Origin of the sequence: Pantoea sp. DY-17, assembly GCF_019795975.1 — a bacterium.
Lineage (GTDB): Bacteria > Pseudomonadota > Gammaproteobacteria > Enterobacterales > Enterobacteriaceae > Pantoea > Pantoea leporis.
In genome coordinates, this window is sequence record NZ_JAIMIG010000001.1 from 565,981 (window position 1) to 579,571 (window position 13,591).

11 protein-coding genes are annotated in these 13,591 nt (G+C 55.9%); 10 read left to right on the plus strand and 1 reads right to left on the minus strand.

Annotation, left to right across the window (positions count from 1 at the left end; genetic code table 11):
• Window positions 1-90 precede the first annotated feature (90 nt).
• From K5Y33_RS02705 to K5Y33_RS02715, 3 genes are all read left to right on the plus strand, one after another.
• Window positions 91-273 (plus strand): Trm112 family protein, encoded by a 183-nt coding sequence (locus K5Y33_RS02705; protein WP_007887424.1) that lies wholly within the window; start codon window positions 91-93, stop codon window positions 271-273.
• Window positions 270-1,019 carry a 3-deoxy-manno-octulosonate cytidylyltransferase gene (kdsB, locus tag K5Y33_RS02710; protein WP_222233208.1) on the plus strand — a complete coding sequence of 250 codons (750 nt, stop codon included), beginning with the start codon at window positions 270-272 and terminating at the stop codon, window positions 1,017-1,019. Before K5Y33_RS02705 ends, kdsB begins: the two co-directional genes overlap by 4 nt.
• Before the next feature lie 110 nt (window positions 1,020-1,129).
• Complete coding sequence (locus K5Y33_RS02715; protein WP_222233209.1) at window positions 1,130-2,023, plus strand: YcbJ family phosphotransferase; 894 nt, start codon at window positions 1,130-1,132, stop codon at window positions 2,021-2,023.
• On the opposite strand, the gene elyC is transcribed toward K5Y33_RS02715, so the two are convergent.
• Entirely contained in the window at window positions 2,003-2,788 is a 786-nt protein-coding gene (elyC, locus tag K5Y33_RS02720) for an envelope biogenesis factor ElyC (protein ID WP_222233210.1), read from the minus strand. The two genes, K5Y33_RS02715 and elyC, sit on opposite strands and share 21 nt — an antisense overlap.
• 124 nt (window positions 2,789-2,912) lie before the next feature.
• Here elyC and cmoM point away from each other — a divergent pair, with 124 nt between their 5' ends.
• The 7 genes from cmoM to K5Y33_RS02755 all read left to right on the plus strand — a co-directional run bounded on the left by cmoM (window position 2,913) and on the right by K5Y33_RS02755 (window position 13,583).
• Window positions 2,913-3,698 (plus strand): tRNA uridine 5-oxyacetic acid(34) methyltransferase CmoM, encoded by a 786-nt coding sequence (gene cmoM / locus K5Y33_RS02725; protein WP_101760950.1) that lies wholly within the window; start codon window positions 2,913-2,915, stop codon window positions 3,696-3,698.
• On the plus strand, window positions 3,695-5,017 hold the full coding sequence (gene mukF, locus K5Y33_RS02730; protein WP_007887410.1) for a chromosome partition protein MukF: 1,323 nt from the start codon (window positions 3,695-3,697) through the stop codon (window positions 5,015-5,017). Before cmoM ends, mukF begins: the two co-directional genes overlap by 4 nt.
• Window positions 4,998-5,732: a chromosome partition protein MukE gene (mukE, locus tag K5Y33_RS02735; protein WP_101760949.1), complete on the plus strand. Its 735-nt coding sequence runs from the start codon at window positions 4,998-5,000 to the stop codon at window positions 5,730-5,732. Before mukF ends, mukE begins: the two co-directional genes overlap by 20 nt.
• Window positions 5,729-10,195: a chromosome partition protein MukB gene (mukB, locus tag K5Y33_RS02740; protein ID WP_222233211.1), complete on the plus strand. Its 4,467-nt coding sequence runs from the start codon at window positions 5,729-5,731 to the stop codon at window positions 10,193-10,195. The genes mukE and mukB overlap by 4 nt, the downstream gene beginning before the upstream one ends.
• 156 nt (window positions 10,196-10,351) lie before the next feature.
• Entirely contained in the window at window positions 10,352-12,175 is a 1,824-nt protein-coding gene (ldtD, locus tag K5Y33_RS02745; protein ID WP_222233212.1) for a L,D-transpeptidase, read from the plus strand.
• A gap of 187 nt (window positions 12,176-12,362) precedes the next feature.
• On the plus strand, window positions 12,363-12,914 hold the full coding sequence (locus K5Y33_RS02750; protein ID WP_101760946.1) for a YcbK family protein: 552 nt from the start codon (window positions 12,363-12,365) through the stop codon (window positions 12,912-12,914).
• 36 nt (window positions 12,915-12,950) lie between these two features.
• Window positions 12,951-13,583 (plus strand): MBL fold metallo-hydrolase, encoded by a 633-nt coding sequence (locus K5Y33_RS02755; RefSeq protein WP_222233213.1) that lies wholly within the window; start codon window positions 12,951-12,953, stop codon window positions 13,581-13,583.
• Window positions 13,584-13,591: the final 8 nt, after the last annotated feature.

Below are 13,591 nucleotides of genomic sequence, written 5' to 3' on the forward strand. Positions count from 1 at the left end.
AGCTGCCATTTGTCCGGCTTGAGTGCGTCATTCACGCGCACGCTATTATGCTATGCTACCCGTCTGAATCGGTCCTGAATGGAGAAGATTATGGATCACCGTTTACTCGAAATCGTTGCTTGCCCGGTATGCAACGGAAAACTCTATTTCAACAAAGAGCAGCAAGAGCTGATCTGTAAACCGGATGGCCTGGCTTACCCGGTACGTGACGGTATTCCAGTGCTGCTGGAAGTGGAAGCGCGTACGCTGTCTGTTGAAGAGATCCATCCATGAGTTTTGTTGCCATTATTCCTGCGCGTTATGCTTCAACCCGTCTGCCCGGCAAACCGCTAGTGGATATTCAGGGTAAACCGATGGTGCTACACGTTATGCAACGCGCCCGTGAATCGGGTGCCGATCGCGTAATTGTCGCCACCGATCATCCGGATGTGGCTGCGGCGGTAACGGCGGCCGGCGGCGAAGTGTGCATGACGCGGGTCGATCATCAGTCCGGAACTGAGCGTTTGGCCGAAGTGATCGAAAAGTATCAGTTTGCCGACGACACCATCATCGTTAACGTGCAGGGCGACGAGCCGATGATCCCGGCGGAGATTGTACGTCAGGTGGCAGGTAATCTGGCGCAATCTGAAGCCGGGATGGCGACGCTGGCGGTGCCGATCACCGATGCAGAAGAAGCCTTTAACCCGAACGCGGTGAAAGTGGTGATGGACGCCAAAGGTTATGCGCTCTACTTCTCACGCGCCACCATTCCCTGGGATCGCGAGCGTTATGCGCGTTCGCGCGAGCAGATTGGCGACACGCTGCTCCGCCACATTGGTATCTACGCCTATCGCGCCGGTTTCATCCGTCGCTACATTGCGTGGGAACCTTGCCCGCTGGAGCACATTGAGTTGCTCGAACAGCTGCGCGTGCTGTGGTACGGTGAAAAGATTCACGTCGCGGTGGCAAAAACTATCCCAAGTGTTGGGGTGGATACGCCGGAAGACCTTGAGCGGGTTCGTCTCGCTATGCAGGGGTAATCTCCGACCGGCCAGCGGCTCTCGCTGGCCTGAAAGTTTGATCTGGCGCTAAGCTTTGCGCCGCCATCACCTCCAGCATATTCCAGCCCTTTGACGTCGGAGGATATTGCATGGAACAGCTCCGTTCAGAACTCGCGTTGGTGCTTGGTGAAAGCATCAGTCGTCTCGAAACCATTAGCGAGCAGGCGCACACGCGGCTGTATGCGCTATACGATAACGCCGGTAAACCGATGCCGCTGGTGGCAAAGTATTTTCGTCATCAGGGACGCGCTGCGCTGGAAGCTAAAAAACTGACCATGCTCGGCCATGATGGCTTGATCGCCGTGCCTGCCGTGTTTGGTCTGGTGCTTAGCCAGCAAAAGCCGGTACATGAAATGTTGCTGATGGCACGCTTTAGCGGTGTTTCTGCGGAAGCTCCGGCCCGCAGCGCAGCACGCTGGGAACAGCTGTGCGAACAGATCGTCGAAGGCGTGCTGGCGTGGCATCGTATTGACAGCCATGGCTTAGTCGGCAGCGTGGACAGCGTGCAGGAGAATAACTGGCCCGCATGGTATCGCCAGCGGGTGGATGTGTTGTGGTCAACGCTGGGTTATTTGTCACCGCCGTTTTTTACACTGGAAGATCGTCAGATTCTGTTTCGCAGCCGTCAGCTATTACCGCGTCTGTTCAACGGTTTTGATGATCCCTGCGTATTGATGCACGGCAACCTGCGCTTAGCCAGTATGTTAAAAGATGCGCACAGCGATCAGCTTATTGCCATGATGCAGCCGGGCAACATTCTCTGGGCACCGCGCGAATACGATCTGATGCGCCTGGCGGATAGCGGCGCAGAAGCGTCACTGCTGCAGCGCTATCTGCAGCGCGCGCCCGTGGCGGAAGGTTTTCTCTGGCGGCGCTGGTTGTATCAGCTGTGGGATTGCGTCGACACGTTGGTCAGCAGCGGACAGTTTGACCGTCCGCGCTTCGATCACGCCCGCGCGCAATTACTCCCCTGGCTGGGTTGAGGTGAGATCGTCACCGCGCAGCTTCTGCCAGGTTTGTCCCAGCGTTTCATAGATCGCACGCTCACTATGTGCCAGCCACAGCGGTGACGGAATAGCGCGTTCCCACCAGTTTAGCGGCGAGGTCACTGCCAACTGATTTGCCGGTGCGGCCAGCGGATTCATGCCGGCACTTTGAAAGAAATGCATGGCACGCGGCAGATGGTTGGCGGAAGTCACCAGTAAGAACGGGTGTTCACCAATCGTCTGTTTCACCGCGCGAGCTTCGCCAATCGTATCCTTGGGTTGATCCAACTGAATAATCGCTGCTGATGGCACGCCCAGACTTTCCGCCACTTCGGCCGCCACGCTGGCGCTGCTGCGTGGGTTTTCGCCGGCTGCTGCGCCCGTAAAGATCATTTTGGCCTGCGGATAGCGCCGCCACTGACGCACGCCTTCGGCCACACGCGGCAGACTGTTATTAATCAAGTTGGAACTCGGTGCCCAATTCGGATTGAAGGTATAGCCGCCGCCGAGCACCACGATATAATCGACCGGCTCGTTACCGTTCCAGGTGGGATAATGATTTTCCAGCGGTGACAGCAGGCGATCGGCAACCGGCTGCAGGCTCAAAATCAGCAGCAGCAGCCAGCTGCAAGAGATGAGGATTTTGCCGCTTTTTTGCCAGCGGCTGAACCAGAGCAGCAAAAGTCCTGCCGCCATCATTAATAACAGCAGCGGCAAGGGAAGCAACATCCCGCCAATGACTTTTTTAAATGCGAAAAACATCGAATATGGCCTCTTTTGTCCAAAAAAACAGCTGCCAGACGGTTACTGCGGCATGAAAGGTTCATTCTTGTTGAGCCTGTGACAAAATAGCACAAGTTGAATGCAGCAAAGCGGAGCCATCATCATGCAGGATCGTAACTTTGACGATCTGGCGGACAAATTCTCACAGAACATTTATGGCACGCGCAAAGGGCAAGTGCGCCAGGCGATTGTCTGGGACGAACTGGAAGCTCTGTTACCGACATTGCCTGCCGGATCCTTGAAGGTGCTGGATGCCGGCGGCGGCGTGGGACAAGTCTCAAGCGGCCTGGCGGCGCGCGGTCATCAGGTTGTGCTGTGCGATCTCTCTGCTGAGATGCTGAAGCTGGCGGAAGCCCATGCGCTTGCCGCGGGTGTGAGCCACAACATGCAATTCAAACAAATTAGCGCCCAGCAGGTGGGCGAACATTTGGATACGCAGGTTGATCTGGTATTGTTTCACGCGGTGTTGGAATGGGTCGCGCATCCGGAAGAGGTGCTGCAAGCGCTGTGGCACACGCTCAAGCCCGGCGGCGTGCTGTCGTTGATGTTTTACAACGCGCACGGCTTAACCTTCCGCACCCTGACGCTTGGCAACTTCGGCTATATGCGCGCCAATATGAGCAAACGTAAAAAGCGCACGCTGTCGCCCGATTTCCCGCGCGATCCGGATGATGTGACGCGTTGGCTGACAAACTGCGGATTTGAAATTGAACGGCGTGCGGGCATTCGCGTCTTCTGTGATTACATGAAGCCGCAACCCGGCGCAGGGAAGAGCGTTGAGGAAATCATTGAGATGGAACGGCGTTTCTGTCGCCAGGAGCCCTTTTTAAGCTTAGGGCGCTATATCCACGTGACCGCGCGCAAACCCAGCCAGAAGGATCAACTATGAGCGAATTTTCCCAGACGGTCCCCGAATTGGTGGCATGGGCGCGCAAGAACGATTTTTCGCTTGCGCTGCCGGTAGAACGTCTGGCCTTTTTGCTGGCCATCGCCACCTTAAACGGTGAGCGCATGGACGGCGAGATGAGTGAAGGCGAGCTGATTGACGCGTTTCGTCACGTTAGCAAAGCATTCGAACAAACCCACGAAACCGTGCAGGTCCGTGCCAATAACGCCATCAATGACATGGTGCGTCAGCGCTTGCTGAACCGCTTTACCAGCGAGCTGACGGAAGGGCACGCCATCTATCGCCTGACGCCACTCGCCATCGGCATTACCGACTATTACATCCGCCAGCGCGAGTTCTCCACGCTGCGCCTGTCGATGCAGCTGTCGATTGTGGCGCAGGAGTTGAAACGTGCCGCGGATGCCGCCGAAGAAGACGGTGATGAATTCCACTGGCATCGTAACGTGTTTGCGCCGCTGAAATATTCGGTGGCGGAAATCTTCGATAGCATCGACATGACGCAGCGTCTGATGGATGAGCAGCAGCAAGCGGTGAAAACCGATATTGCCGATCTGCTTAACAAAGACTGGCGCGCGGCGATCTCCAGCTGTGAAATGTTGCTGTCGGAAACGTCCGGTACGCTGCGTGAACTGCAGGATACGCTGGAGGCGGCCGGCGATAAGCTGCAGGCCAACCTGCTGCGCATCCAGGATGCGACGCTGAGCAGCCCGGATCTGGGCTTTGTCGATAAGCTGGTGTTTGACCTGCAAAACAAGCTCGATCGCATCATCAGCTGGGGCCAGCAGGCTATCGATCTGTGGATCGGCTACGACCGCCACGTACACAAGTTTATTCGTACCGCCATCGACATGGATAAGAACCGCGTGTTTGCGCAGCGTTTACGCCTGTCGGTGCAAAACTATTTCGATCAGCCGTGGGCGCTGACCTACGCCAATGCCGATCGTCTTTACGATATGCGCGATGAAGAGATGACGCTGCGTAATGACGAGGTGATGGGCGAGCTGCCGCCGGAAATGGAATACGAAGAGTTTAATGAGATTCGCGAGCAGCTGGCCGCGATGATCGAAGAGGCGCTGCAGATTTATAAGCAGGAGCAGAAGCCGCTCCATCTGGCCACGGTGATGCGCGACTATCTGTCGCAGTATCCGCGCGCGCGCCACTTTGATCTGGCGCGTATCGTCATCGATCAAGCGGTGCGACTCGGCGTGGCCGAAGCTGATTTAGCCGGTCTGCCTGCGCAATGGCAGGCCATTAATGATTACGGAGCCAAGGTGCAGGCACATGTCATCGACAAATATTGAACAAGTGATGCCAGTCAAACTGGCATTGGCTCTGGCAAACCCGATTTTCCCAGCGCTCGATAGCCAGTTACGCGCGGGTCGCCACATTGGCATTGAAGAGCTGGATAATCACGCCTTCCTGATGGATTACCAGGAATATCTCGAAGAGTTTTACGCGCGCTACAACGTTGAGCTGATCCGCGCGCCGGAAGGCTTCTTCTATCTGCGTCCGCGTTCAACCACTTTGATTCCGCGCTCGGTGTTGTCCGAGCTGGATATGATGGTGGGCAAAATTCTTTGCTATCTCTATCTCAGCCCGGAACGTCTGGCGAATGAGGGGATTTTTACCCAGCAAGAGCTGTACGACGAACTGCTGTCCCTGGCCGATGAGAGCAAACTGCTCAAGCTGGTCAATCAGCGTTCCACCGGTTCCGATCTTGATCGCGCCAAGCTGCAGGAAAAAATGCGCGCGTCGCTGAGTCGCCTGCGCCGTCTCGGCATGGTGTGGTTTATGGGCAACGACAGCAGCAAATTCCGCATCACCGAATCAGTGTTCCGCTTTGGCGCCGACGTGCGCAGCGGTGACGATGCGCGTGAAGCGCAGCTGCGCCTGATACGTGACGGTGAAGCGATGACGCTGGAAAGTGCGCCGGCTGCGACTGAGAACGATGAAGCAGATAACGATATTGACGCTGAGAGCGACGCGAGTGATAACGCGGAGGATGAACAAGCATGATTGAACGCGGTAAATTTCGTTCGCTAACGCTGATCAACTGGAACGGCTTCTTTGCCCGTACTTTTGATCTTGATGAACTGGTCACCACGCTTTCGGGCGGTAACGGTGCGGGTAAATCCACCACCATGGCCGCCTTCGTGACGGCGATGATCCCTGACTTAACCTTGCTGCACTTCCGTAACACCACCGAAGCCGGTGCAACTTCCGGTTCGCGTGATAAAGGTTTGCACGGCAAGCTACGCGCCGGCGTCTGTTATTCGGTGCTGGATGTGGTCAACTCACGCCATCAGCGCGTGATCGTTGGTGTACGTCTGCAGCAGGTGGCGGGACGCGATAAAAAGGTCGATATCAAACCATTCAGTATTCACGGCTTGCCGAGCGATTCACAGGCGACCGATATGCTGACCGAAATCCTTAATAACCGTCAGGCGCGCGTGTTGCCGCTGACGGAAGTGAAGGAGCGTGTGGAAGCGCAGGAAGGCGTGCAATTCAAACAGTACAACTCGGTCACCGATTACCATGCGGTGCTGTTCGAGCTCGGCGTGGTGCCGCGTCGTCTGCGTAACGCCAGCGATCGCAGTAAGTTTTATCGCCTGATTGAAGCTTCGCTGTACGGCGGTATCTCTAGCGCTATCACCCGTTCACTGCGCGATTACCTGCTGCCAGAAAACGGCGGTGTGCGTAAAGCCTTCCAGGATATGGAAGCCGCGCTGCGGGAAAACCGCATGACGCTGGAAGCGATTCGCGTCACCCAATCCGATCGCGACCTGTTTAAGCATCTGATCTCGGAAGCTACCAACTACGTTTCCGCTGACTACATGCGCCATGCCAACGAGCGTCGTATTCACCTCGACGGCGCGCTGCAGCTGCGTAATGAGCTGTTTACCAGCCGCAACCAACTGATTTCCGAACAGTATCGCCACATTGAAATGGCGCGCGAGTTGTCCGAGCACAGCGGTGCTGAGAGCGATCTGGAAAGCGATTATCAGGGCGCCAGCGACCATCTGAATCTGGTGCAAACCGCCATGCGCCAGCAGGAAAAAATCGAGCGTTACGATGCCGATCTGGAAGAACTGACCTATCGCCTCGAAGAGCAGAACGAAGTGGTTGCCGAAGCGCGCGAAGTGCAGGAAGAGAATGAAGCACGTGCCGAAGCAGCTGAGGTGGAAGTCGATGAGCTGAAAAGCCAACTCGCCGATTTCCAGCAGGCGCTCGACGTGCAACAGACGCGGGCAATCCAGTATCAGCAAGCCTTGCAGGCGTTGGAAAAGGCGCGTACGCAGTGTCAGCTGCCTGATTTAACTATCGATAACGCGGCCGAATGGCAGGAAACCTTCCAGGCGCGTGAAGAAGAAGCCACCGAGCGCCTGCTGCGTCTGGAACAGAAACTGAGCGTCGCCGAAGCGGCACACAGCCAGTTTGAGCAAGCGTTAGCGTTAGTTACCAGCATCGCCGGTGACGTCAGTCGTCAGGATGCGTGGCAAGTGGGGCGCGAATTACTGCGCGACGCTGGCAATCAGCGCCACCAGGCCGAACAGCTTTCTTCGCTGCGTCTGCGCCTCAATGAATTAGAAACCCGTCTGCGTGAGCAGCATGATGCTGAGCGTTTGCTGGCGGATTTCTGCAAACGTCAGGGCCAGCAATACGATGCGGATGCGCTGGACGGCTTGCAGCGTGAACTCGAAGCGCAGATTGAGCAACTGAATAGCAGCGTTGCCGATGCCGGTGAACGCCGCATGTTGATGCGTCAGGAGCTGGAGCAGCTGCGTGGACGCATCACTGCGCTGACCGCGCGTGCGCCACACTGGCTGGCGGCGCAGGAAATCCTGACGCAGCTGAGCGAGCAAACCGGTCAGGAGCTGACCAGCAGCCAGCAAATCACCGAATTTATGCAGCAACTGCTGGAGCGCGAGCGTGAAACCACGGTTGAGCGCGACGAGCTGGCCGCGCGTAAGCGCGAAGTTGAACAGCAGATTGAACGTCTGAGCCAACCGGGCGGCGCAGAAGATGCGCGCCTGACGCAGCTGGCGGAACGTTTTGGCGGCGTGCTGCTGTCGGAAATTTATGATGACGTTACGCTGGATGACGCACCGTACTTCTCGGCGCTATACGGTCCATCGCGCCACGCCATCGTGGTGCCAGATCTGTCGCTGGTGCGCGACCTGCTCGACGGTTTAGACGAGTGCCCGGAAGATCTCTATCTGATTGAAGGCGATCCGCAAGCCTTTGACGACAGCGTATTTAGCGTCGAAGAGCTGGAAAAAGCGGTGGTGGTGAAAGTGGCTGAGCGTCAGTGGCGCTACTCCCGCTTCCCGAAAGTGCCGCTATTTGGTCGCGCGGCGCGTGAAAACCAGCTTGAGTTGCTGAACAACGAACGTGAACAGCTGGCTGAGCGTTATGCCACGTTGTCGTTTGATGTACAGAAAACCCAGCGTCTGCATCAATCCTTCAGCCGCTTCATCGGTAGCCATTTAGCGGTGGCGTTTGATGAAGATCCGGAAGCGCAGATTCGTCAGCTTAACAGCCGTCGTGGCGAGCTGGAGCGGGCGCTGGCGCAGCATGAAAATGACAATCAGCAGCAGCGCGCGCAGTTTGAGCAGGCAAAAGAGGGCGTCAGCCAGCTGAACCGCCTGTTGCCGCGCGTAAATCTGCTGCTCGACGACACGCTTGGCGATCGCTGTGAAGAGATCCGCGAGCGCGTCGAAGAAGCACAGGAAGCCGCGCGCTTCCTGCATCAGCACGGCAGCAAACTCAGCAAGCTGGAGCCGCTGATTGCGGTACTGCAAAGCGATCCGCAACAGCACGAACAGCTGCAGCGCGACTATCAGCAGGCACAGCAGCAGCAGCGTGATGCGCGTCAGCAAGCCTTTGCGCTGACCGAAGTGGTGCAGCGCCGCGCGCACTTCAGCTATGAAAGTTCGGCTGGCATGCTAGGTGGCAACAGCGATCTCAACGAACAGTTGCGTCAGCGTCTGGAGCAGGCGGAAGGCGAGCGCAGCCGCGCACGCGAACGTCTGCGTGGACATCAGGCCCAGCTGACGCAGTATTCGCAGGTGCTGGCATCGCTAAAAAGTTCATACGATGCCAAACGCGACATGCTGAAAGAGTTGCAACAAGAGATGCAGGATATCGGCGTGCATGCCGATGCCAGTGCAGAAGAGCGCGCGCGCATTCGTCGTGATGAGCTGTATAGCGCGCTAAGCCACAACCGTGCGCGTCGCAACCAGCTGGAAAAACAGATCACCTTCTGTGAAGCCGAAATGGACAGCCTGCAGAAAAAACTGCGCAAGCTGGAACGCGATTATCATCAGATTCGTGAGCAGGTGGTCAGCGCGAAAGCGGGCTGGTGCACGGTGTTGCGTCTGGTGAAAGAGAATGGCGTTGAGCGTCGTCTGCATCGTCGCGAGCTGGCCTATCTCAGCGGCGATGAGCTGCGTTCGATGTCGGATAAGGCGCTGGGTGCGCTGCGTCTGGCGGTGGCGGATAACGAACATCTGCGCGATGTGCTGCGTATGTCTGAAGATCCGAAACGTCCGGAACGTAAGATTCAGTTCTTTATCGCGGTGTATCAGCACCTGCGCGAACGTATTCGCCAGGACATCATTCGTACCGACGATCCGGTTGAAGCCATCGAGCAGATGGAGATTGAGCTGAATCGTCTGACCGAAGAGCTGACGGCGCGTGAACAGACGCTGGCAATCAGCTCACGCAGTGCGGCGAACATCATTCGTAAAACCATCCAGCGCGAGCAAAACCGTATTCGCCAGCTGAACCAGGGGTTGCAGGCGGTAAGCTTTGGTCAGGTGCGCAGCGTGCGTCTTAACGTGAACGTGCGTGAAGCGCACTCAACGCTGCTGGATACGCTGTCGGAAGAGCATGAACAGCATCAGGATCTTTTTACCAGCAACCGCTTAACCTTCTCGGAAGCGCTGGCGAAACTCTATCAGCGCCTAAATCCGCAGATCGACATGGGCCAGCGCACGCCGCAAACCATCGGTGAAGAGCTGCTCGACTACCGCAACTATCTTGAGATGGAAGTGGAAGTGAACCGTGGTACTGACGGCTGGCTGCGTGCAGAAAGTGGCGCGCTCTCTACCGGTGAAGCGATCGGTACCGGGATGTCGATTCTGGTGATGGTGGTACAGAGCTGGGAAGAGGAATCACGTCGTCTGCGTGGCAAAGATATTTCGCCGTGTCGTCTGCTGTTCCTCGATGAAGCGGCACGTCTTGATGCGCGTTCGATCGCCACACTGTTTGAGCTGTGCGAACGTCTGGAGATGCAACTGATCATCGCGGCGCCAGAGAACATCAGCCCAGAAAAAGGCACCACCTACAAACTGGTGCGTAAAATGTTCAATAACACCGAACATGTGCATGTGGTTGGGCTGCGCGGCTTCTCGGCAGATCCTGCACCGAGCAAGGATCAAAGTCCTAAGGTCGGTCTTGAATATGAGAATTCATAGCGCTTAATCTGGTTAAAAAACAGCACTACGTTTAATCTGTATGCGGCATCTGCACTGAGAGGCAGATGCCGTTTTTTATTCGTATACTCAACATTATGAGTATGGCTGTACATGGCGATCACAGGGCGCTATGTCATTGGTGAGAAGGGGGCAGGGATGTTGCTAAACAATAAGAGCAAAATGAGTCGTGCTGCAGTAGCACTCGGTTTGTCACTGGTACTATCGCCGCTGGCTGTGAGCCATGCGGCCATCACCTCCACGCTACCCAATTCAACGCACCACAGTTCGATGTCGGTTGCTGCCAGCCAGCAGCAGATTCAGCAGGCGTTCAGCGCCACTGAACAACCTTTCTATTTGCCCGGTTTAGCCGTTATTTATGCGTCGCGCGATATGGCTCCGCTATGGCAAGACCCGCAAGCGGTGCAGGCTTTCCAGCAGCAATTGGCGGAAGTGGCGCTCTCTGGCGTGCAGCCGCAATTCACCCGCTGGGTTGAGCGTCTGACCAATCCGAACATCAAAGGCCTGGCGCGCGACATCGTGCTCAGTGATGCGATGCTTGGCTATCTGCAGTTTGTTGCCAATGTGCCGACGCAGGGCGAAACCTGGCTTTACAGCAATGTGCCTTACAAGCTGACCATGCCATCTCTGGCGGCCATCAATCAATGGCAAAATGCGGTGAACGGCGGCGGCAGCCGGACTTTTGTGGTCTCATTGCAACCGCAGCATCCGCAATATGCGCCAATGCATAATGCGCTGAAAACGCTACTCACCGACGATCGCCCGTGGCCACAGCTGCGTGATACCGTTACGCTACGCCCAGGGCAAATCAGTAATGATGTGCCTGCGCTGCGTGAGATTCTGCAACGCACCGGCATGTTGACCGCCAGCCATAGTACTACGCCAACGCCGGCGGAAGATGCGGTGCCAACCGCGCCGGTTCCGGTGAGCCAAAGCAATCAGCCGGTGAGCCCATCTGCGGCAAACTTTGATGATATTGATGCGGCTCCGGCTCTCGCGGCGACGTCTGAAGTGGCCAATAATGTGGCTGCTAATCCAACGGCAACCGGACCCAACGTCTATGACGCTGCGCTGGTGGAGGGCGTTAAACGCTTCCAGCACTGGCAGGGATTGGCCGATGACGGCGCGATTGGTCCACGTACCCGTGAATGGCTGAATGTGCCGCCGCAGATGCGTGCTTCGCTGCTGGCGCTCAACATACAGCGCCTGCGTCTGCTACCGGATGATATGCATAACGGCATCATGGTGAACATTCCCAACTATTCGCTGACCTACTACAACAACGGCGCCACCATTTTGTCATCACGCGTGATTGTGGGTCGTCCTGACCGCAAAACGCCGCTGATGCGTAGCGCGCTGAATAATGTGGTGCTCAATCCACCGTGGAACGTGCCAACCACGCTGGTGCGCCAGGATATTGTGCCGAAGGTGAAACAGGATCCGACTTATCTGTATAAGCACGGTTATACGCTGTTGTCGGGCTGGAGTGCGGATGCGGAAGTGATCGATCCTTCGATGATTGACTGGCGTATGGTGTCGGCCGCGAGCTTCCCGTATCGCATTCGACAGGCGCCGGGCGCAACCAACTCACTGGGTCGCTACAAATTCAACATGCCGAGTTCGGATGCGATTTATCTGCACGATACGCCAAACCATAACCTGTTCCAGCGCGATATTCGTGCGCTCAGTTCGGGCTGTGTGCGCGTGAATAAAGCCTCAGAACTGGCCGATCTGCTGTTGCAGGATGTGGGCTGGAACGACGGTCGTATCTCAGACACCTTGAAAGAGGGAAATACCCGTTACGTGCCGATTCGCCATCGTATTCCTGTGAACCTTTACTATTTAACCGCATGGGTCGCAGATGACGGCCAGCCGCAATATCGTACAGATATTTACAATTATGATAATCCCGCCCGTTCCGGTAGTCAGGTACTGCATAAAGCCGGTCAGTTGTTACTCTAGTAATTGATTTGGCTGTTTTCTCTTCACATGAATTTAACCAAGACCAGTCTCGAAAATTTGATTTTGAGCTGGTTTTGGTCTTCTGCAACATATTCTGGGTTGACTGAGTCTTAGGCGGACGTTAATGTTCGGCCTTGTGTACTTTTCGCACATATTTTATCCGCTTTAGATTAGGTAACCTCGCTTCATGGCTAATATTGATTCTCAACGTCGTCGATTACTCTTGATTGGAGGCGCAGCAGCAGGATTATCACTGCTTCCTGGCTCCGCTCTGGCTTCGCTTTCCACCGCCCGCCCACGAGTATTGACGCTTAGTAACCTTCACACCGGTGAAACCCTTAAAACAGAGTTTTTTAACGGTAAGCGTTATGACAAGGATGAGTTAGCCCGCTTAAATCACTTCTTCCGTGATTACCGCGCCAATCAGGTGAAGACCATCGATCCCCATCTTTTTGACCAGCTTTACCGCCTGCAAACATTGCTGGATACGCGCAAGCCGGTGCAGTTGATCTCGGGTTACCGCACCTTAGCCACCAACACCATGCTGCGTGAATCGGGCCCGGGCGTGGCGAAAAAAAGCTATCACACTAAAGGACAAGCGATGGATTTCCACATTGAGGGAATTTCGTTGAGCAATGTTCGCAAAGCGGCGTTATCTATGCGCGCCGGTGGTGTAGGATATTACCCGCGCAGCAACTTCGTACACATAGATACCGGGCCCGCAAGGCACTGGTCCTGATACCGGCAGCGCTGCGTGTGTCGGTCATGGAGCGCTATGAACTACCAAATTATTCCGGTTACGGCTTTTTCCCAAAACTGTTCAGTTATATGGGATGACGAAACCCAACAAGCCGCACTGGTCGATCCCGGCGGCGATGCGGAAACCATCAAAGCCGTGCTGGCAGAACGTGGTTTAACGCCATCGCAGATCCTGCTCACGCATGGACATCTTGATCACGTTGGTGCCGCTGCCGAGCTAGCGGCACATTATCAGGTGCCCATTGTCGGTCCGCATCCGCTCGATGCTTTCTGGTTAGATAATCTGCCCACACAAAGCCGCATGTTCGGTTTGCCCGAGTGCGCGCCGCTCACGCCCGATCGCTGGCTGGAAGAGGGTGAAACTGTGCAGGTTGGCAATGTCACGCTGGAAGTGCTGCTTTGTCCGGGCCATACGCCGGGACATATCGTGTTCTTTGATCGGGCTGGGCGTCTTCTGATTTCGGGAGATGTGATTTTCAACGGTGGCGTTGGACGCACCGATTTCCCGCAGGGCAGCCACAGCGACCTGATCGATGCGATTAGAACCAAGCTGTTGCCGCTAGGCGATGATGTGACTTTCGTGCCGGGGCACGGGCCTATCTCGACGCTAGGCCACGAACGCATCAGCAATCCGTTCCTGCAAGAATAAAAAAATGG

Coding starts and splice junctions, on each gene's coding strand:
- cmoM (WP_101760950.1), top strand. CDS start 2,913: ATGCAGGATCGTAACTTTGACGATCTGGCGGACAAATTCTCACAGAAC.
- mukE (WP_101760949.1), top strand. CDS start 4,998: ATGTCATCGACAAATATTGAACAAGTGATGCCAGTCAAACTGGCATTG.
- K5Y33_RS02750 (WP_101760946.1), top strand. CDS start 12,363: ATGGCTAATATTGATTCTCAACGTCGTCGATTACTCTTGATTGGAGGC.
- elyC (WP_222233210.1), bottom strand. CDS start 2,788: ATGTTTTTCGCATTTAAAAAAGTCATTGGCGGGATGTTGCTTCCCTTG.
- kdsB (WP_222233208.1), top strand. CDS start 270: ATGAGTTTTGTTGCCATTATTCCTGCGCGTTATGCTTCAACCCGTCTG.
- K5Y33_RS02755 (WP_222233213.1), top strand. CDS start 12,951: ATGAACTACCAAATTATTCCGGTTACGGCTTTTTCCCAAAACTGTTCA.
- ldtD (WP_222233212.1), top strand. CDS start 10,352: ATGTTGCTAAACAATAAGAGCAAAATGAGTCGTGCTGCAGTAGCACTC.
- mukB (WP_222233211.1), top strand. CDS start 5,729: ATGATTGAACGCGGTAAATTTCGTTCGCTAACGCTGATCAACTGGAAC.
- K5Y33_RS02715 (WP_222233209.1), top strand. CDS start 1,130: ATGGAACAGCTCCGTTCAGAACTCGCGTTGGTGCTTGGTGAAAGCATC.
- mukF (WP_007887410.1), top strand. CDS start 3,695: ATGAGCGAATTTTCCCAGACGGTCCCCGAATTGGTGGCATGGGCGCGC.
- K5Y33_RS02705 (WP_007887424.1), top strand. CDS start 91: ATGGATCACCGTTTACTCGAAATCGTTGCTTGCCCGGTATGCAACGGA.